General features: G+C 47.7%; 20 protein-coding genes. 18 read left to right on the forward strand and 2 right to left on the reverse strand.

Annotated features, from left to right (window positions below):
• The first annotated feature begins 2 nt into the window (after positions 1-2).
• From yqfD to DT065_RS00830, 18 genes are all read left to right on the forward strand, one after another.
• A complete protein-coding gene (gene yqfD / locus DT065_RS00745) occupies positions 3-1,205 on the forward strand; it encodes a sporulation protein YqfD (protein WP_114369999.1) in 1,203 nt (400 codons plus the stop codon).
• Positions 1,206-1,210: 5 nt separating this feature from the next.
• Positions 1,211-2,185 (forward strand): PhoH family protein, encoded by a 975-nt coding sequence (locus DT065_RS00750; protein ID WP_114370002.1) that lies wholly within the window; start codon positions 1,211-1,213, stop codon positions 2,183-2,185.
• A 22-nt stretch (positions 2,186-2,207) separates the two neighbouring features.
• Positions 2,208-4,346 carry an HD family phosphohydrolase gene (locus DT065_RS00755; protein ID WP_114370004.1) on the forward strand — a complete coding sequence of 713 codons (2,139 nt, stop codon included), beginning with the start codon at positions 2,208-2,210 and terminating at the stop codon, positions 4,344-4,346.
• On the forward strand, positions 4,336-4,806 hold the full coding sequence (gene ybeY, locus DT065_RS00760; RefSeq protein ID WP_114370006.1) for an rRNA maturation RNase YbeY: 471 nt from the start codon (positions 4,336-4,338) through the stop codon (positions 4,804-4,806). The genes DT065_RS00755 and ybeY overlap by 11 nt, the downstream gene beginning before the upstream one ends.
• Positions 4,784-5,182: a diacylglycerol kinase family protein gene (locus tag DT065_RS00765; protein ID WP_114370008.1), complete on the forward strand. Its 399-nt coding sequence runs from the start codon at positions 4,784-4,786 to the stop codon at positions 5,180-5,182. Before ybeY ends, DT065_RS00765 begins: the two co-directional genes overlap by 23 nt.
• A gap of 10 nt (positions 5,183-5,192) precedes the next feature.
• On the forward strand, positions 5,193-5,585 hold the full coding sequence (locus DT065_RS00770; RefSeq protein WP_114370010.1) for a cytidine deaminase: 393 nt from the start codon (positions 5,193-5,195) through the stop codon (positions 5,583-5,585).
• Complete coding sequence (gene era / locus DT065_RS00775) at positions 5,578-6,474, forward strand: GTPase Era (protein WP_114370012.1); 897 nt, start codon at positions 5,578-5,580, stop codon at positions 6,472-6,474. The genes DT065_RS00770 and era overlap by 8 nt, the downstream gene beginning before the upstream one ends.
• A 224-nt stretch (positions 6,475-6,698) precedes the next feature.
• Positions 6,699-6,842, forward strand: coding sequence for a YqzL family protein (locus tag DT065_RS00780; protein ID WP_114370014.1), 144 nt, complete (start codon positions 6,699-6,701; stop codon positions 6,840-6,842).
• A 17-nt stretch (positions 6,843-6,859) separates the two neighbouring features.
• Positions 6,860-7,609 (forward strand): DNA repair protein RecO, encoded by a 750-nt coding sequence (gene recO, locus DT065_RS00785; RefSeq protein ID WP_114370016.1) that lies wholly within the window; start codon positions 6,860-6,862, stop codon positions 7,607-7,609.
• Between the two features lie 306 nt (positions 7,610-7,915).
• Complete coding sequence (gene glyQ, locus DT065_RS00790) at positions 7,916-8,806, forward strand: glycine--tRNA ligase subunit alpha (protein ID WP_114370018.1); 891 nt, start codon at positions 7,916-7,918, stop codon at positions 8,804-8,806.
• A complete protein-coding gene (glyS, locus tag DT065_RS00795; RefSeq protein ID WP_114370020.1) occupies positions 8,803-10,887 on the forward strand; it encodes a glycine--tRNA ligase subunit beta in 2,085 nt (694 codons plus the stop codon). Before glyQ ends, glyS begins: the two co-directional genes overlap by 4 nt.
• A 95-nt stretch (positions 10,888-10,982) precedes the next feature.
• Positions 10,983-11,633 carry a transcriptional regulator CcpN gene (ccpN, locus tag DT065_RS00800; protein WP_114370022.1) on the forward strand — a complete coding sequence of 217 codons (651 nt, stop codon included), beginning with the start codon at positions 10,983-10,985 and terminating at the stop codon, positions 11,631-11,633.
• A complete protein-coding gene (locus tag DT065_RS00805; protein WP_114370024.1) occupies positions 11,630-12,442 on the forward strand; it encodes a pyruvate, water dikinase regulatory protein in 813 nt (270 codons plus the stop codon). The genes ccpN and DT065_RS00805 overlap by 4 nt, the downstream gene beginning before the upstream one ends.
• Before the next feature lie 318 nt (positions 12,443-12,760).
• Complete coding sequence (gene dnaG / locus DT065_RS00810) at positions 12,761-14,611, forward strand: DNA primase (protein WP_160112338.1); 1,851 nt, start codon at positions 12,761-12,763, stop codon at positions 14,609-14,611.
• 39 nt (positions 14,612-14,650) lie between these two features.
• Positions 14,651-15,766, forward strand: a complete 1,116-nt coding sequence (gene rpoD, locus DT065_RS00815; protein ID WP_114370028.1) for an RNA polymerase sigma factor RpoD — start codon at positions 14,651-14,653, stop codon at positions 15,764-15,766.
• 255 nt (positions 15,767-16,021) lie between these two features.
• Positions 16,022-16,369: a c-type cytochrome gene (locus DT065_RS00820; protein WP_114370029.1), complete on the forward strand. Its 348-nt coding sequence runs from the start codon at positions 16,022-16,024 to the stop codon at positions 16,367-16,369.
• A 63-nt stretch (positions 16,370-16,432) separates the two neighbouring features.
• Complete coding sequence (locus tag DT065_RS00825) at positions 16,433-17,155, forward strand: tRNA (adenine(22)-N(1))-methyltransferase (RefSeq protein ID WP_160112339.1); 723 nt, start codon at positions 16,433-16,435, stop codon at positions 17,153-17,155.
• Complete coding sequence (locus DT065_RS00830; protein WP_114370033.1) at positions 17,152-18,273, forward strand: Nif3-like dinuclear metal center hexameric protein; 1,122 nt, start codon at positions 17,152-17,154, stop codon at positions 18,271-18,273. The genes DT065_RS00825 and DT065_RS00830 overlap by 4 nt, the downstream gene beginning before the upstream one ends.
• 60 nt (positions 18,274-18,333) lie before the next feature.
• On the opposite strand, the gene DT065_RS00835 is transcribed toward DT065_RS00830, so the two are convergent.
• Together DT065_RS00835 and DT065_RS00840 are read right to left on the reverse strand one after the other, a co-directional pair.
• On the reverse strand, positions 18,334-19,293 hold the full coding sequence (locus DT065_RS00835) for a 4-hydroxy-3-methylbut-2-enyl diphosphate reductase (protein ID WP_114370035.1): 960 nt from the start codon (positions 19,291-19,293) through the stop codon (positions 18,334-18,336).
• A 202-nt stretch (positions 19,294-19,495) separates the two neighbouring features.
• Positions 19,496-19,936, reverse strand: coding sequence for a hypothetical protein (locus DT065_RS00840; protein ID WP_114370036.1), 441 nt, complete (start codon positions 19,934-19,936; stop codon positions 19,496-19,498).
• Positions 19,937-19,938: the final 2 nt, after the last annotated feature.

Raw genomic sequence — 19,938 nt, forward strand, 5'->3', positions numbered from 1 at the left:
TGATGTTTAAGAAAAACCCGGACTGGCTAGGCTTAGTAGAGATGAAGGTCGAAGGGGAAGAGCTCGAAACGTTCATCAATCGATGTGTGAAAAACAATGTTTCCTTAACGGAAATCAGACGGACAAGCAACGGGAAAAAACTGCAGGCAACGATACGCATTGCAGACGTGAAGCGATTGCGCAATGTAGCAACAATGATGAATGTATCGGTACGCTTTGGCAAGCGGCGTGGACTTTATTTACTCACCCGGCAGGGACGGCGGCGATTTGGTTTTATCATCGGAATGCTAGCTTTTTGCGCTCTTCTTGTTCTTCTATCCCAAATGGTGTGGCGAGTGGATATTGAAGGCGCGTCTCCGGGAATAGAACATGAAATTGAAACGTGGGCAGCCGACATAGGGCTTCAACCCGGAAAACCCCAATGGGAGTTACCGCCGGAAGCGGAGATCCAGCAACGGGTGAGTGAAGAAGTCTCAGGGGCAACGTGGATTGGCGTGGAAAGAGAGGGAACGATTTATCAATTTCACGTCGTTGAACAACATCTCGCGGAAGAGGAAGGGGAAGTTGCACCACGAAACCTTGTGGCGACAAAAAACGGGGTGATTCGGGATATTTATGTTGAACACGGACAGGCAGAAGTGGATCCGAACACCTATGTGGAAGAAGGAGATGTGCTTATTTCCGGTTTGATCGGCCGTGAAGAAAGTGAAGAAGAAGATATGGAAGAAATCGCGGCTATCGGTGAGGTGCGAGCAGAAACATGGTATCACGGGACCATAGAACTACCACTGGAAATAAGGGCAGAAGTATTTACGGGAGAACGTACGAGAAGCCTTGATTTGCAGTTGTTCGGAAACGAGTGGACATTTTGGGGGCGAGATGCCGACCATTTATTTGAGCGGCACCACGAGACGACGGATCAATTGCGAATCCCCTTATATTTTACGGACATTCCGTTGCCGGTGGGTCGAACAAGCTATGAAGAGAAAACGACGGTAACGCGGACGTATGAAGAAGCAGACCTAACGGAGATTGCAAGACAATTAGGGGAGCGGCAGCTACTGCGCAACCTCGATAGCGATGCGAAAATTTTATCAGAAAATATTTTACAGGAGCAAAGGGACAGTGGTACAGTAAAGTTGTCTATCCTTTACGAAGTTGAAGAAGGCATCGCGAGAGAAGCGCCTATCAAACAAGGAGATTGAGAAATGTGACCGATCGAAAAGTCATTGAACTACATGTACAGGATACAGCTGAACTGCAAACACTGTTCGGACCCAATGACGTTCATATCAAGCGTATGGAAGAGCAAATGCAAGTTTCCATCGTCATTCGCGGGGAAGCGTTGGTCGTGAGTGGGGATGAGGAAAGCATCGTTACGATTGAACGCGTCTTTGCTCAATTGTTACAACTTATACGTAGAGGGACCGTGCTTGGTGAACGTGATATCATCTACGCGATCCAACTGGACGGGCAAGGACAGTTGGACAAGTTAAACCATATTTATCAAGAAACGATCGCGACCAATTCCAAAGGGAAGCCGATTACTGTAAAGACGCTCGGGCAGCAAGATTATGTGAGTGCGATCCGTAAACACGACATGGTATTTGGACTGGGTCCGGCCGGCACCGGCAAAACGTTTTTGGCGGTCGTAATGGCGGTGTCCGCTTTAAAGGCGGGCAGTGTCCAGCGGATTGTGCTGACTCGCCCGGCGATTGAAGCGGGCGAAAACCTGGGGTTTCTCCCCGGAGATTTGAAAGAAAAAGTCGATCCTTATTTGCGGCCGCTGTATGATGCGCTCCATGATATTTTTGGTACTGAACATACCTTGCGTTTGATGGAACGAGGAACGATAGAAGTGGCTCCCCTTGCTTATATGCGAGGCCGTACGCTCGATGATGCGTTTGTCATTCTTGATGAAGCACAAAACACCACTCCCGAACAGATTAAAATGTTTCTGACACGAATGGGATTTGGATCCAAAATGATCGTAAATGGGGATTTAACGCAGGTCGATTTGCCAAAAGGGAAAAAATCGGGCTTACGCATGGCTATAAACATTCTCAAAGAAGTGGATGACATCGGTTTTGTATATTTGGAAGGAGCCGACGTCGTTCGACACACGATCGTGCAACGGGTGTTGGAGGCCTATGAAAAGTTTGAAGACGAGCAATCTTCAAAGTGAGTGCCGAGGTGAGTGAATCGTCATGACAGCAAATAAAAATAAAAAACGGAAATTGCAAACGCCCGGTACTCGCCATCGCAGCGTGCGTGTGGGTTTATTTTTACTGCTTGGCATCCTTCTTTACGTATCCATGTTGGACAACGTCCAGCCTGAACAACTGGACGTTACCCTCTCCGAACCTGCCCCTGAAGATATTCGCTCTCCTATTACCGTCGAACATGAAGCGCTAACTGCTGAACGCGAACAGGAAGCGTTGGACGAGCTAGATCCTTCGTATGTTCATCGCAATGACTATGTCCTTATGCAAACGGAGAAAATCAACACAATTTTTGAATTGGCAACAGAATTTCAAGAGGCACAGAATGCTGATACGGCTCCGCTCGATGACCATGTGGAACAACTGCAAGCAACCCTTGAAGAAGAGATGGATCAGAGTCTGCCGGAAGAGACGCTTGAAATATTGCTGAATGAAAATGAAGAGCAATTGATGATAGGGCGGGATGCCGCCAGGAATGCTGTCCATGAAGTGATGAATGAAGAAATCGCTGTCGATGATGTTCCTGCTGCCAGGGAAGAGGCAGAGGAACGTATTTCAATGTCCATGGGGAACACACAGTTGCAAAACGCAAGCGCGGCCATTGCCAGCCGCATGGTAACGGCCAATTATATCTACGATGATGAAAATACGGCGGAGCGCAGGGAAGAAGCGCTGGACGAAGTGGAGCCGGTCCTTATCCGCGAAGGAGAGATTCTTGCCCAAGAAGGCGAGATTATTGATGCGGAAATTTATGAACAACTGAGCTTGACTGGTCTATTGGATGATGAGTTTTCTTCGTTTCCATATTTGGGATTGTTGCTGTTTGTTGGCATGATCGTGACCATGGTTGCTTTTTATGCCGGGCAAACGAGTTCACCGCTTCGTTATAGCAATCAGGCGCTTTTCCTGTATGTCCTCGTGTTTTTTATTATGTTGGCAACGATGAAAGTTATGAGCGTGCTCAACCTGTTCGACATGGAAGGGATTTTGTGGTTGACACCGATCGCCCTCGGTACGATGCTTTTGGCCCAATTAATCTCTTATCGAGTTGCGCTATATACTGCTGTCTTGTTGGCTTTGGTAGGGAGTGTCATCTTCAACGCGGAAGCAACAGGTAACTTTCACGCTACATTCATGATTTACGCGCTATTCAGCGGGTTGGCCGGGGTGTTTTTTCTCGGGAAAACGCCGCAAGTGGCCAAGATTTTGCAATCAGGGGCCTTTATCGCGCTCATGAACGGATTAACGGTAACTTCATTTTATTTTTTAAGCAACGCACCCATCACGTTGGAAAGGTACGGCGTTGAAATCGGTTTTGCAGTGGGCTCGGGATTTCTGGCAGCGGTTTTGACTTTGGGCCTCATGCCTTTTTTTGAAACAGGGTTTAACATTCTTTCAAAAACGAAATTAATTGAACTGTCGAATGCCAATCAACCATTGTTGCGAAAAATACTTTTGGAGGCTCCCGGCACTTACCATCACAGCATTATGGTGGCCAATCTTTCGGAAGCGGCTTGCGAGGCGATTGGCACCAATGGCTTGCTCGCCCGTGTCGGTGCGTATTATCATGATCTTGGAAAAACAAAACGTCCACAGTATTTTATTGAAAATCAAATGAAAATCGACAATCCGCATGATCGCCGTTCTCCGGATGTGAGTAAGCAGATCATTATTGATCACCCTTATGATGGCGCCCGAATGTTGGAAGAGCATCATTTTCCAAAGCAAATTGTTGATTTTGCCAAGCAGCACCACGGAACGTCCTTACTGAAATATTTTTACCATAAGGCAAAGGAAAAAGACATGGAACCGGACGAAGCGGATTATCGTTACCCCGGCCCAAAAGCCCAGTTTAAGGAAAGCGCGGTGCTCGGGATCGCGGATAGCGTGGAAGCGGCGGTCCGTTCCATGGAGGCGCCGACAGGGGAAAAGATCGAGAAACTTGTTAATGATATCATCCGTGATCGGCTTGTAGATGGGCAGTTTGATGAATGCGACCTTACGATGAAAGAATTGTCGATCATCGCCAATACGATGTGCGAGACGTTGCAGGGAACCTTTCATTCCCGGATTGAATATCCCGAAAACAGAGACGTAAAGGAGAAAAAAGCGAATGACGGATAGCATTGATATTTCGGATGAGACGGCGACATTGCCGGAAACGCAAATTTCGCTTGTCATGAACGTATTACAAGCAACGTGTGAACGTCTTGAATTGCCCTTGGATACAGAATGTTCATTGCTGCTGGTGGATGCGAAAACAATCCAAGCATTAAATCGGGATTATCGGGGTAAAGATGATGTGACGGATGTTTTATCTTTCGCGTTAAATGATGAAGATGCAGGGGAAACAGATCCCGGCCTCGCCCATCATATGCTGGGAGACATCGTTATTTGCGTCGAGCAGGCGGGTCATCAGGCAAAAGAATATAGCCATTCCATGGAACGTGAGCTTTGTTTTTTGGCCATCCACGGCTTGCTTCATTTGCTCGGTTACGATCATGGGACGACTGAAGAGGAACGAGAGATGTTCACGTTGCAGGAGGATTTATTGAGCGCTTATGGACTGGAGAGAAAAACGTAAACAAAGAGGCATTCGCCGCTTATTTTTTTCCTTTGTTTTCGCGAGCCGGGGCTTATGGTATGTGTTTAAAAACGAACAAAACATGGTCATCCATATGATCATCGCGAGCGCCGTTCTTGTACTCGGATTTGTCGTCGGGATAAGCCCTGTCGAATGGGTTATTCTCCTTGTCGTGATCGGCGGAGTGATCACATTCGAACTGGTTAACACGGCGATTGAACGAGTCGTAGACCTGGTGAGCGAAGACTATCATCCCCTTGCAAAAATCGCAAAAGACGTAGCCGCGACCGCTGTATTTGTATATAGCTTAATCGCGGTCGTTGTCGGTCTTATTATTTTTTATCAGCCGGTACTTGAACTTTTTGGTTTTAAATAAGGAGGATGGCATGGAAACAATCATTCAACGGGCAAAAGAAGCAAAAGCATCCGCGTATGTGCCGTATTCGACCTTTCCGGTCGGTGCTTGCGCGGAAACTGAGGATGGATTTTATTTCCAAGGTTGCAACATCGAAAACGCGTCTTTCGGTCTTTCCAATTGCGGGGAGCGGACCGCGATTTTCAACGCCGTTTCGGCAGGAGCGAAGCGATTGAAAAAAATCGCGGTGGTCGCGGATACGAAGGAGCCGGTGTCTCCGTGCGGTGCTTGCCGGCAAGTGATGGCGGAATTTATGGACCCGGAGGCGGAAGTGGTGCTTGCGAATGTGAAAGGAGACAGAAAAAAAGTGACGGTTTCCGAGCTATTGCCCGGTGCGTTTGAAGCGGGGGATATGGATGAGTGAATACCGATCCGGCTTCGCGGCTTTAATCGGTCGGCCGAACGCGGGAAAATCAACGTTTTTAAATCAAGTGTTGGGACAAAAAATCGCGATTATGAGTGACAAACCGCAAACAACACGAAACAAAATTCAGGCGGTACATACGAAAGCGGAAGGCCAAATCATTTTTGTGGATACGCCGGGCGTGCATAAACCGAAGCATCAACTCGGGGAGCATATGGTGAGGACGGCTCTCGATTCGTTGTCCGAGGTGGATCTCGTTTTGTTTTTTATCGATGCCTCCGAGCCCTTTGGAAGAGGGGAACAGTTTATTCTGGATACTTTGCAAGAGGTGAAGCGGCCGGTTTTTTTGATCATAAACAAAATTGACAAAATCCATCCGGACCGAGTGTTGGAACGGATTGACGAGTACCGGCATTATGGTACCTTTGCGGAGGTATTTCCAATTTCTGCGCTCCGTGACCAAAATGTGGAGCCGTTGTTGGAGCATGTTTATACGTATTTGCCGGAAGGGCCTCAGTATTATCCGGAAGAGCAAATCACCGATCACCCGGAACGCTTTATCATTGCGGAGTTCATTCGCGAAAAGGTATTGGGCCATACCCGTGATGAAATCCCCCATTCGATCGCAGTGATGATTGATGAAGTGCGTGAAAGAGAAAATCAAAAAATCTACGTACAAGCGACGATCGTTGTCGAACGAAAATCGCAAAAGGGGATTATTATCGGACGCAACGGGTCGATGTTAAAAACAATCGGGCAGGAAGCGAGAAAAGATATTCACGGACTTCTAGGTACCGATGTTTACCTTGACCTTTGGGTAAAAGTGCAAAAGGATTGGCGGAACAAAAGCCGCTTTCTCCAGGAACAAGGGTATAGCGACAAAGAGTAGTACCTTGATGTTGGGGCGCTGGTTGCAACGTTCGACGTTCGGCGCCAAAAAGGAAAATACACACGAACCAACAGTGATTCCCCCGAATCTATTGTTTTTTTCCATCATGTATCTATACTGGAAGTTAGGCGCCCGTAAATAGTAAATTTTCTCTGTTATGAGTGTGCCTGTTTTTGCTCAATCTAAAGGTAGATACAAAAAATTAAAACAAGGGGGAACTACAGATGTTAAATTATTGGAGAGTATTTACTCTGACTGGTGACCTCGATGCCTATTTAATGCATAAGGAATATGAACGCGTAGAGGAATGGATAGAGCCCGGAGAAGAAGAAACGGCTTCAGCGAACAACGATGACGAATACAGTTGATCTAAGGATGAACGCCTATGCTTGAAAAAAACGAAGGGCTTGTGATACGTGCGGTTTCCTACGGGGAGGCCAATATTATCCTCACGGTTTTCACAAAAGAGCGTGGGAAAGTCGCGTTGATGGCCCGCGGGGCAAAAAAAACCAACAGTCGCTTTTCGGCTGTCAGCCAATTGTTTTCATACGGCCTTTTTTATTTTCATTACCGCAAGGCATCGATGAGCACCTTATCCCAAGGGGAAGTGTTGGAACCGTTCAGTCAAGTGCGTACCGATATTGAAAAAACCGCGTATGCCGCATACGTCTGTGAATTGCTGGACGGGGTGACGACAGAGCATGAGGCAAGCCCTTCCCTGTTTACGCTTGTGCTTACCGTTCTGCGTTTTCTGGAGAAAGGCGAAGATGCGGAAGTTCTCCTCAGGATGATGGAAGTGAAACTAACGAAACCTGCCGGAATTAAACCGGAATTGGATCAGTGTGTGAATTGCGGCAGAACGACAGGAGATTTTTCATTTTCCGTAAAAGAAGCCGGTTATCTTTGCGACACGTGCAGCACCCTTGATGCCCATCGATTTTTGTTAACCCCGAAACAAGTACAGCTGATTCGTACACTGTACTATATCGAACCTGGGCGGCTTGGTCAGATTCGCGTCAAGCCTGAAACGAAAACCTTGCTCCATCAAATCCTTGAATCCTATTATGATACATATTCGGGCTTAACCCTAAAGTCCAAACGTTTTCTGGATCAGTGGCAACAATGGAAACCTTGACAATAGCCTGTTGTTTAACGTATGGTTTTTATACAAATGAAAAATCGACAAATATACGGAGAAGAAGAGTAGTACTTGGAAGAGGGCAGTGATTAGCGATGTGGGATGGTGAAAGCCACAACTGCCGGTCCTTGGAAGGCGCTTTGGAGTATACATGGCAAAGGGGCATCGTGCAGCAGACACGGGTGCAACTAGGGTGGAACCGCGGGAAAACTCCCGTCCCTAAGACATTCTTGGGGACGGGAGTTTTTATGTGCTTGAATACAACAATTCAAAAGAAAGCAGTACCAAAAGGAGAGACTTTGGATGAACGTTCAGGAAGTTATTTTGCACTTGCAATCGTATTGGGCAGATAAAAACTGCTTTATTATGCAGCCATATGACGTGGAAAAAGGCGCGGGGACGATGAATCCAATGACGTTTTTGCGAAGCATCGGTCCCGAGCCGTGGAACGTGGCTTATGTGGAACCGTCAAGACGCCCGTCGGATGGCAGATATGGGGAGAATCCGAACCGTCTTTACCAGCATCATCAATTTCAGGTCATCATGAAGCCTTCCCCGGATAATATCCAGGATCTCTATCTTGACAGCCTGCAGGCGCTTGGCATCAATCCCGAGGAACATGATATTCGTTTCGTGGAGGATAATTGGGAAGACGCTACCCTTAACGCTTGGGGGCTAGGTTGGGAAGTATGGCTCGACGGCATGGAAATCACCCAGTTCACTTACTTCCAGCAGGTCGGCGGCCTTGATGCGGACCCTGTAGCGGTCGAGCTTACTTACGGGATCGAGCGGCTCTGTTCCTATATCCAGGATAAAGAAAATGTTTTCGATCTTGAATGGCAAGATGGTTTTACTTTTGGGGACATTTTTTATCAGCCGGAATATGAGCATTCCATGTACACGTTTAAACTCGCCGATCATGAGATGCTCAAACAGTTGTTTATGACTTACGAAAAAGAAGCGGAAAGGGCATTGGATGAAGGACTTGTTTTCCCTGCTTATGATTATATTTTAAAGTGTTCCCATACGTTTAACCTGCTCGACGCCGGGGGTGCGATCTCGGTGACCGAACGGACGGGTTATATCGGAAGAGTGCGGAAGCTTGCAAAAAGATGTGCTTTTATCCATTACGCCAATCGGGAAAAACTTGGATTTCCGCTATTAAAAGATGAAAAGGAGGAAACAAAATCATGACAAAACCTTTTCTGCTTGAAATTGGCGTGGAGGAAATGCCGGCCCAGTATATCGACGACGCCCGCGAACAATTACGCACAAACATGGAAAAATGGCTGGATGACCATCGTTTGTTTTATCATACGGTGCGCGCCTTTTCCACTCCGAGACGCCTCGCTATCCTAGTCGAGGAGTTGGCCGAAAAACAAGAAGGGATGGTAGAAGAGGCACGGGGCCCCGCGACAGCGATCGCCAAAGATGAACATGGCAATTGGACAAAAGCTGCCCTTGGTTTTGCGCGGGGCAAAGGCATCGATTCGGCACAACTTGTCGAAAAAGAGACACCTCAAGGCTCCTACGTATTTGCAACCATTGAAAAAAAGGGGAAAGCAACAGCGGAATTGCTTCCGGATGCCGTAACGCTTGCAACGGCGCTTCCATTCCCGAAAAGCATGCGCTGGGGTCGGGAGCACCTGCGCTACGTGCGCCCGATTCGCTGGATACTCGCGATGGTTGGCACCGAGGTTATTCCTTATGATATCGCGGGGGTGCAGAGCGGACGCGAGAGCGCAGGGCACCGATTTCTTGGGCGGACGGTAACCTTGAATCATGCTGCCGATTATGATGAAGAACTTTTGCGTGCGTTTGTCCTGGCAGATTCTGAATCAAGAAAAACCGCGATTAAGAAACAGATGGAAATGCTCGAAGAGGAGCACAACTGGCGAATTGGGAAAGATGAGGATTTGCTCGGGGAAGTGACGAATCTTGTTGAATATCCGACCGTTTTGTACGGAACGTTCGACGAACGTTATTTACGATTGCCGGATGACGTGTTAATCACAACGATGCGGGAGCATCAACGATACTTCGCCGTGTATGATGCTGCCGGTCATTTGCTCCCCTATTTCATAACGGTTCGAAATGGCGATCACCGCCATTTGGAAAACGTGCAAAAGGGAAACGAAAAAGTGTTGCGAGCACGCTTGGCGGATGCTGTCTTTTTTTACGAAGAAGATCAAGCACGCACGTTGGAACAGTTTTTGGAAAAACTTGAGCACATCGTCGAACACGAAAAATTGGGGACCCTTGGGGACAAGCGTCGACGGACGTCAAAAATCGCGCGCCAACTGGCGGAAAAAGCAGCCTTGAGTAAACCATTGACGGATGAGGTTACACGATCAGCGAGCCTTTTGAAGTTTGACTTATCTTCCCATATGGTCGATGAATTCCCGGAACTGCAAGGGGTCATGGGCGCAGATTATGCCTTGAAACTCGGGGAAAAAGAAGCGATAGCCACCGCGATTAAAGAACAATATTTGCCTCGTTTTAACGGCGATGCGCTTCCGGAAACGACCGTCGGCGCGATTGTTAGCATGGCGGATAAATGGGACACGATCATGACGTCATTGGCGATTGGGCTAAAACCGACAGGCTCCCAAGACCCTCACGGGTTGCGAAGGCAAGCACAGGCCATCGTTCAAATTGCCAACCGATACGAATTCCCTGTCGCTTTCGAAGGGATGCTGGAACTTGTCGTGAACGTCGTGCAAGCAGAGGGACTATCGGCTAATGAATCCGAGCTGTTCACGGAAGCCGGCGAATTTTTCGCACTTAGGTTCAAGGCTTTGCTGACGGAAGAAGGAATCTCCCATGATGTTGTGAATGCCGTATTGTTTGCTCCTTATGGACGCTTAGACACGCTATTTGAGCGAGCGGCATTTTTACAGAAACGGCATGACTCGGATGAGATGAAAGCAGTTGCGGAAGCACTTAGTCGGGTAAACAATATCGCCAAAAAAATTGATGAACCAGAACCGTCTCTGCCTGACCCCGAGTACTTTGAAAAAGAGGAGGAACAGGAGCTTTACCATCGTTTCACAGCGCTGAAAAAAGAATTGCCGCTTTTATTGGAGAAAAAAGATTTGGCCAGTACCTGGGAAGCATTCGTCCATCTTTCACCTGTGATTCACCGTTATTTTAATTCGATCATGGTCATGAGCGATGATGAACGATTGCGGTCGAATCGACTTCGACAAATGCATCATTTATCAGAAGAAACCCATCGGTTTGCCCGTTTTCAATCGTTGGTATTTCCTGCGTAAAAAGGTTGAGCGAAAAATCAAAGTGAGAGGTCAGAGTTAAGAAGTGGGAGGTTTTTCCCGCCTCTCACCTCCAGAATGCAAAGGGGTGAGAAGCCATCGAATTAACGGATCGGCAAGAACGGATTTTGGAAATTGTAAAAAATGAGGGCCCGATCACCGGCGAGCAAATTGCGGACCACCTTTCCTTAACGAGAGCTACACTGCGCCCTGATTTGGCCATTTTGACCATGGTCGGTTTTCTCGGTGCCAGGCCGCGTGTTGGTTATTACTTTACGGGGAAAACGGGCACGGAAGTTCCGCTTGCAACCATAAAGGAACGAAAAGTGGGAGAATACCAGTCCATCCCGGTAGTGGTCGACGAGTCTGACTCCGTATATGATGCAATCAGCGCGATGTTTCTCGAGGATGTTGGAACGTTATTTGTCGTTGATCGAGCCTCGCGATTGGCCGGGGTTCTTTCCCGAAAGGATTTACTCAGGGCAAGCATTGGCAACCAGGATTTGGAATCCATGCCGGTGAGTATCATTATGACGCGAATGCCAAATATTACGGTTTGCACGAAAGACGACTTGCTTATTGAGGCAGCAAGTCTATTAATCGAACGGCAAATCGACGCGCTCCCTGTAGTGAATGGCACGGATCATCATCAATACGAAGTCGTTGGCCGTGTGACAAAAACAACTATGACGAAGGCGCTCGTTGATTTAGTACAATCTGAACACCCTTTGGGAGGTGATCGTTCGTGAATACATTTCAACAACATCCGATTGTTTATGTCATTTCCGATTCTGTCGGGGAAACAGCGGAACTGGTCATTAAAGCGGCAGCAAGCCAATTTGGGAACACAAATATTGAAGTTCGCCGTATTCCTTACGTAGAAGATGAAGCAACGATCAATGAAGTAGTGGACCTTGCCAAAGATGTTGGCGCAATGATTGCTTTTACACTTGTAGTTCCCGAAGTCAAGGCCTATTTGCTTGCAACGGCAGAGCGAAAACAAGTGGAAGTTGTGGACATTATGGGACCGATCCTTGATAAATTGACCCATCTCTTGCAATTACAACCGAAGTATAAGCCCGGACTTGTTTACCGTTTGGACGAGGAATATTTCCGAAAAGTGGAGGCCATTGAATTTGCCGTGAAATATGACGATGGCAGGGACCCGCGGGGCATTTTAAGCGCGGACATTGTCCTTATCGGTGTCTCCCGCACTTCCAAGACACCTCTGTCTCAGTATTTGGCCCATAAAGGGTTAAAAGTGGCAAACGTTCCGATCGTTCCGGAACTTGAACCCCCCGAAGAGCTGTATCGCATTACCTCCGACAAATGCATCGGCCTTCATATCCATCCGGAAAAATTACACGAAATACGTTCAGAGCGCCTGAAATCGCTCGGTCTGAAAAAAGAAGCAACCTACGCTAGCATGGAACGCATTGAGAACGAATTGGCCTATTCGAAAAAAATTATGGAAAAAATCGGTTGCAATATTATAGATGTCTCAAATAAAGCGGTGGAAGAAACGGCAAATATGATTTCCAATCATTTCACACAGTGAAATAGCGGCTTCGTACAACGTTATCAATCTATGATCAACATTTTTTAAATTTCCTCTAGCCATATGCCAAAACATTCGTTATAATAGACAAACGTGTGGATTTGTGCAGAAAACCATCGATGAATGTTTTTATAATGCCTTCCCAGGGAAATGAGTAAATGGGAAGGATGTCGATATTCATCTAATTGGACAAGCATGATTATGGATATTTCACAAAATACGGGACAATTACTCACCTCTAATCGGAATGAAAAGGCAAAATGACGATGGAAATGTCGAATGATACGAATCACATTAAAATGTGGGGTGAGTTTTCTCGTGCAAAGAGCAATCCCTGAAGAAACAGTGGAGACCGTTCGCAGGCACTCGGATATCGTTGAGGTGATCGGCGAGTCGGTGCAGCTTCAAAAGAAGGGCAACCATCGGTACTCGGGCTTATGCCCGTTCCATGAAGAAAATACACCCTCATTTTCCGTCTCTCAAGATCGACAGCTCTATTATTGTTTTGGATGCGGCGCCGCCGGAAATGTATTCACGTTCATGATGGAGATGGGGCAGGTCCCGTTTCAGGAGGCGGTCCGTACATTAGCGGAAAAAGCAAATGTCTCCGTGGAAATTCCGGAAGCAGCGTTTTCAGCGCCACAAAAGAATCACTCATTAAAAGAGGGATGCCAATTAGCCGCACGCTTTTATCATCATTTACTCATGCACACGGAGCAAGGGCGTGAGGCTTATAACTATGCCCAAGATGGCCGAAATGTAAGCGATGAAGCGTTGCGTCATTTCCAGATAGGTTTTGCGCCTTCGGAGCGCGAAGTGCTCTCCCTCCTTTTGAAAAAACGTGCGTTTGACCTTTCTGAGATGGAACAGGCAGATTTGGTGCAAAGGACGGAGGATGGCCGCGGTCCGTATGATCGGTTTAACTACCGGCTTATTTTTCCGATATGGGATATAGGCGGCCAACCGATTGCTTTTGGAGGACGCGCGCTTGATGAAGCATCTTCGGCTAAATATTTAAACAGTCGAGAGACGCCCATTTTTAAAAAAAATGAAGTGTTGTATGCCTACCACCTTGCACGCCCGGCGATCCGAAAACGTAAATTTGTGGTACTGTTTGAAGGTTATATGGATGTTGTTTCGGCTTGGATGGCTGGTGTGGATAACGGAGTAGCTACACTTGGAACGGCGCTTACGAGTAAACAGGCACAATTGATCGGCCGTTTATCCGAACAAGTAACCATTTGTTACGATGGCGACTCCCCCGGGGAAAAAGCGGCGATCCAGAACGCCGAAACACTGGAAGCAAACGGTTGCCGTGTAAACATTGCACCCATGCCCGCCAATCAGGATCCGGACGACTATATTCGGGAACATGGGGCCGGCGCTTTTAGAGAAAACATGATCGAGGGCGCCCTTTCCGTTCTGTCCTTTAAAATGAATGCCTATAAAAAAGAGAAAAACGTGCAGCGGGCAGGAGATCGCAAGGATTATATCGAATGGGTACTCGAGGCGCTTGCGCAAGTAAGCAGTCCGGTGGAGCGTGAATTTTACCTTAAGCAATTATCGGAAGAGTTTTCAATATCCCTGGAAGCATTAAAACAGGAACAGTATCGTATGTATCAAAGGGTACGCGGTAAAAGCACGGCGTCTTATGATCGCCGTGAACGAGACGGCAATGGAGGAAGCATCGCTTCGCAACAGCATTTGCTCCCCGCGTTTCACAATGCTGAACGTGCCCTTTTACAGATGATGATGGAGGATGAAACTTGGGCCGAAAAGGTTGAACAGGAAATTGGTGGAAATTTTAATGTAGACGAATACGCGGCTATTGCCGCTCACCTTTTCGCTTATTATGGCGAAGGCAATCGTGCTGGGAGTGCCGGTTTCCTGGACCACCTGGAAGATGACGAGCTTTCATCCATTGTTGCCGAAATCGCGATGCAACCGGGGGGGGAAATGAATCCGGAAGCATTTGCGGATTATATTCATCAGGTTAAGATCTACTCAAGTTGGGTAGAAATAGAACAAAAAGAGCATGCCCAAAAAGAAGCGTTGCAAAAAAATGATGCAGAGACGGCAACAGCACTCGGTCAGGAAATTATTGCGTTGCATAAAAAGCTGGGGCGTAAAGCAGTACGTCCTCGGTATTTGCGTGCGCATTTGCAATAGAGGGATTGTGTTTTTTGGAATTGGAAGGAGGGAGATCGAATGGCAGAGAAACCACTACGTCCGTTAGCGGAAGGTGAAATGTCCATCGATCAAGTCAAAGAGCAACTCGTAGAACTTGGCAAAAAAAGAGGGGTGCTCTCTTATGCGGAAATAACCGAAAAACTTGCGCCGTATGATCAAGATTCCGAGCAAATGGATGAATTTTTCGAGTACCTGGGAGAGCAAGGGGTCGATTTGCTAAATGAAGGCGAGGAAGTCCCTAGCATGGAACAGGTGGAAAAGGAAAACGATCATGATCTGAATGACCTTAGCGTCCCCCCCGGGATCAAGATTAATGACCCGGTCCGAATGTATTTAAAAGAGATCGGGCGTGTTCCGCTCCTTTCCGCCGATGAGGAAATCGATCTTGCCAAGCGAATAGAGGATGACGACGAGGAGTCGAAAAGGCGTCTTGCCGAAGCAAACCTGCGACTTGTCGTAAGCATTGCCAAGCGCTATGTCGGTCGCGGCATGTTGTTTCTCGACTTGATTCAAGAGGGGAACATGGGGTTAATTAAAGCTGTGGAAAAATTTGATTATAACAAGGGATTTAAATTCAGTACGTACGCGACATGGTGGATTCGCCAAGCGATTACACGTGCGATTGCCGATCAGGCGCGAACGATTCGCATTCCGGTGCATATGGTTGAAACCATTAATAAATTGATCCGTGTCCAGCGCCAATTGCTCCAAGATCTCGGTCGGGAACCCACCCCTGAAGAAGTTTCCGAAGAGATGGATCTAACACCTGATAAAGTGCGTGAAATCTTGAAAATTGCCCAAGAACCCGTTTCCCTGGAAACACCTATTGGAGAAGAAGATGATTCTCACCTTGGCGATTTTATCGAAGACCAAGATGCCCTGGCCCCAACTGATGCGGCCGCGTATGAGTTGCTCAAAGAACAATTGGAAGACGTACTCGATACGTTAACCGATCGCGAAGAAAACGTTTTACGCTTACGATTTGGGCTGGATGACGGTCGTACACGCACGCTTGAAGAAGTGGGCAAAGTGTTCGGGGTTACCCGCGAGCGTATTCGTCAGATCGAAGCAAAAGCCTTGCGTAAATTAAGGCATCCAAGCCGCAGCAAACGCCTGAAAGACTTTATGGAGTAAGCGCAACGGGTTACTCCATCCAGGAGTGACCCGCCTCTTTTGTATGATACACGTTCCTGCGATTGTGTTACGCAGGGGCTTATTTCTTATATTACCTAGATCCATCCGCGATTGCAAATGTTTCCAACAAAATGCAACTGGCAATGAAGGAAAAAATAACGACAATTTCAGGAACAGCCCGTGTTTTTCTTTTCATCCGGTGTATTTTCCTATAAAATATAAGACGACATAGATCAAACTAGAGGGTGTGATTCGGTGAAAGGACAACCATTAATACCATTTTTACTTATCGCCGTTGCCGGTATTGCTATCATGCTAATTCTTTCGTTTGTGGGCTTAGGTGATCCTGCAGGGGAAGAAGCAGAGGAGAATGGCAATGGTGAAGAAGAAGCAGTTGATGTCGGTGCTGAACTTTATGAAGAAAACTGTTTGAGTTGCCACGGCGAAAATATGGAAGGGGATAGTGCTCCGGAAATTGCAGGACAGAGCGCAGATGAGGTCACGAGCGCCATCGAGGAAGGTCCCGGGAGCATGCCCGAAGATTTAGTAACTGGTGAAGATGCCGAGGCCGTTGCGGACTATGTAGAAGAAGGCGGGGAATAAGCCCCAGAGAAAAAGGAGCCCGGGATCGAGCTCCTTTTTCGTATTGGAAAAGAGGGTCGTGAAGTGAAGCAACTGCATCAGCTGTCATTACGCTTGCAAACGATTGCCCGTGAAGTACCGAAGGGGTCACGCTTGGCGGACATAGGTACCGACCATGCACAGCTCCCTGTGGCATTAATGGGCGCTGGACGCCTTTCGTATGCTGTGGCCAGCGATGCCAAGGCCGGGCCATTTCAAACGGCGCTGCGTAATGTGGAGGCAGCCGGGTTTAGCGATTCAATTTCCGTGCGACATGGAGAAGGCCTGCAAACGGTGGGGGCCTCTGACCGTATTGATAGCATCACCATCGCCGGGATGGGCGGGAGTTTAATCACGGAAATGTTGTCCAAAGGGGCAAACAAACTGGAACCCGTTCAAAGACTAATTCTTCAGCCGAATGTGGCTGCCGATACGGTGAGAAAGTGGTTATATGACAGCGGTTGGACGTTGGTCACGGAGGAAATCGTGCAAGAAGAACAGTTTTATGAAGTTTTAATCGCCGAAAAAGAAGCAGCCGAGGATCATCGACACGCGTACAAGTACCAAAATTGGGAGGACGCTATCTTATTCGGTCCAAAATTGCTTGAAAAAAAGTCCGAGGTTTTTCAGTTAAAATGGGAGCAGGAGCTTGCCCATTTGGAACGGGTGCTGCAACAAATGGATGCTTCGTTGCAACGCACGGAAATTGGCGAAGAACGGGAGCGGATTAAAAATCGAATAAAAAGAATCAGGGAGGTTATAAAATGAGTTCCATACCGAGTGCTCGCGACGTGGCGGCATTGCTTGAAAAATGGTCTCCTCAACATTTGGCTATGGAAGGAGATCCGGTTGGCTTAATGCTAGGCTCATTGGAAAAAAAAGTAAAAAAAGTGCTTGTTACGTTGGATGTCACGGAAGCGGTAGTGGCCGAAGCTGTTGAAAAGCGCACAGATCTCATCATTAGCCACCACCCCCTTTTGTTTATGCCTTTGACGGAAGTGGACACGTCTACCCCAAAAGGACGTGTCATCCAACAATGCTTGCAACATGACATCACCGTGTATACCGCGCACACCAATTTGGATATCGCACCGGGCGGGGTAAATGATTGGTTGGCGGATGCAATGGAAATCAAAGCGACCAAGGAACTTGTACCGACGAAAAAAGATCAGCTGTATAAACTTGTCGCGTTTGTTCCGGAAGAAGACACCGACCAAGTACGTTGGGCATTGGGAGATGCAGGAGCCGGCCACATCGGCGACTATTCCCATTGCACGTTTAATAGCGAAGGCACGGGCACGTTTGTCCCCGGGGATGAGACCGACCCTCACATCGGGAACCGGGGAGCATTGACCTATGTCGCGGAGAAAAAAATAGAAACAGTCGTTCCTGAATCAAAATTGACGCAAGTGCTTGATGTGCTCGGCCGTGCTCATCCTTATGAAGAGCCTGCGTATGATCTTTATCCTCTGGGTCTTGAAGGGGAATCTTATGGGCTTGGCCGAGTCGGAACGCTGGCTACTTCGATGAAGCTTGAGAAATTCGCTTCTTCTCTCAAAGAAATTTTTACCGTCGAAGGATTGCGAGTGGTCGGTGATTTGGAACAAACAGTACAAACCATTGCCGTTATTGGCGGCGACGGGAGTAAATACTGGCAACAGGCGTTGGCAGCCGGAGCTGATGTATTGGTAACCGGAGACGTTAAGTTTCATACCGCCCAAGATGCAGAAGCTGCCGGACTCGCGCTCATCGATCCCGGGCACCATATCGAAGCGATCATGAAGCAAGCCCTTGCCGACCGATTCGCTCAAGATGCACAAGCGAGTGGCTACCAGATGAAAGCCACCGCTTCGACCGTTGATACAGAGCCATTTACATTTTTATAATGAGCGTTGGAAAAGGGACGCTATAAAAAACCTCACCCGGTTTAGGTGAGGTTTTTTAACTTATCGCGCTCTTGATTTGGAATTTCTACGTAATGGAGGTAAAATTTTAGTCCCTAAAGCTTTTCTTTCCGCTTTCCATGTTGATGAATCTTTAGGGTCATATTGATCCAAAAAGAGAATAACTTCTCGTACGATGGCCGTTGGAGTAGAAGCCCCGGCGGTTACGGATACTTTTTGAACCCCTTCCAACCATTCCAAATTTAATTCACTTACATCTGCGACGCGATGGGCATTTGTATGAGCGATGTCTTTTGAAACTTGTGCCAATCGGTTTGAATTATTGCTTTTTGGATCCCCGACAACGATGAGCAAGTCGGAATCGCCGGCTTGATCACCAACAGCTTCTTGGCGAACTTGTGTGGCCTGGCAAATTTCATTGTTGACTTCAGCGTAGGGGAAGCGCTCGATCGTTCGATCCATAATATCGGAGACGTCCCACTGGCTCATGGTCGTCTGATTGGTGATAATGACTTTTTCCCTTTGCAGGTCCAGTGATTCGACATCTTCGACCGTTTCGATAAGGTGAACGTGATGGGGGGCGACACCCATGGCACCTTCCGGTTCAGGATGGCCACGCTTTCCGACATAAACGATGTCATACCCTTCGGCTTTTTTCTCTCTGATTAAATCGTGGGTATGTGTCACATCCGGGCACGTGGCGTCAATTGTGGTCAACCCTTTCTCCTCGGCTAATTGCCGGACAGTCGGAGATACGCCGTGAGCGGTAAATATCACCGTACCACTTTCCACTTCCCGGAGAATCTCAAGTCGATTCGGGCCGTCAAGTGAAATGATCCCTTCTTCTTCAAAAGCATCAGTGACGTGTGTATTGTGAACGATCATACCAAGGATATAAATGGGCCTCGGCAATTCTTTATTTTCAGCTGCTTGGCGAGCAATGACCATGGCATCCACGACACCATAGCAATAACCCCTCGGGGAGATTTTCTTCACTTCCATAGCCAAGTCCTCCAATACGTATATACTATGTAATATTATACAGCCATTCGATCGGAACGTAAATGAAAAGGACGGTATTTGCCGTCCTTTTCTTGGCAGGTAAGAAAGTATAGAACTTTTTCCTGCATAAGTGTAACTATGGCTTTCGCCATTAAGGCTTGGTGATCAGTCAAGTTTTCTATTCCGGGCTCCTTCTCCGAGCTTACACATATAGCTTCGGAGGTGGTTGTGCCCCTTCTTTTAACTCAAAGATTTGGGGAGGCTCCTCCTTCATTCCTTGATCGATGTCCTTCTTTTCTTGAGGAGGATTATCGGAAACGGTCGATTGCGTAGCATTTGCAGCTTTAAGCACTTTTGTCACTTGGTTCGCTTTTTGGACCATTCCCGGTATTTTACGTACCATAGGTCCGTATTTTTGAATCATAGGCAACCATTTCCCCGCGCTTTGAATCATCGGCATAAAACGCCCGATGGACCCGAGACCGGCTCCGCTTTGTGCGAGGCCTGCGCCACCTGCTGCCGGAAATCCACCGCCTCCCATCATGGGCATGGCGGCGGATCTGGCGGCCATGGGTGCAGCGCCAAAAGGCATGGGCGGCAAGGGGGGAGCCCCCAGTGGCATCATCGGAGGTGGTCCGAACATAA

It is taken from the genome of Salicibibacter kimchii, assembly GCF_003336365.1.
GTDB lineage: Bacteria > Bacillota > Bacilli > Bacillales > Marinococcaceae > Salicibibacter > Salicibibacter kimchii.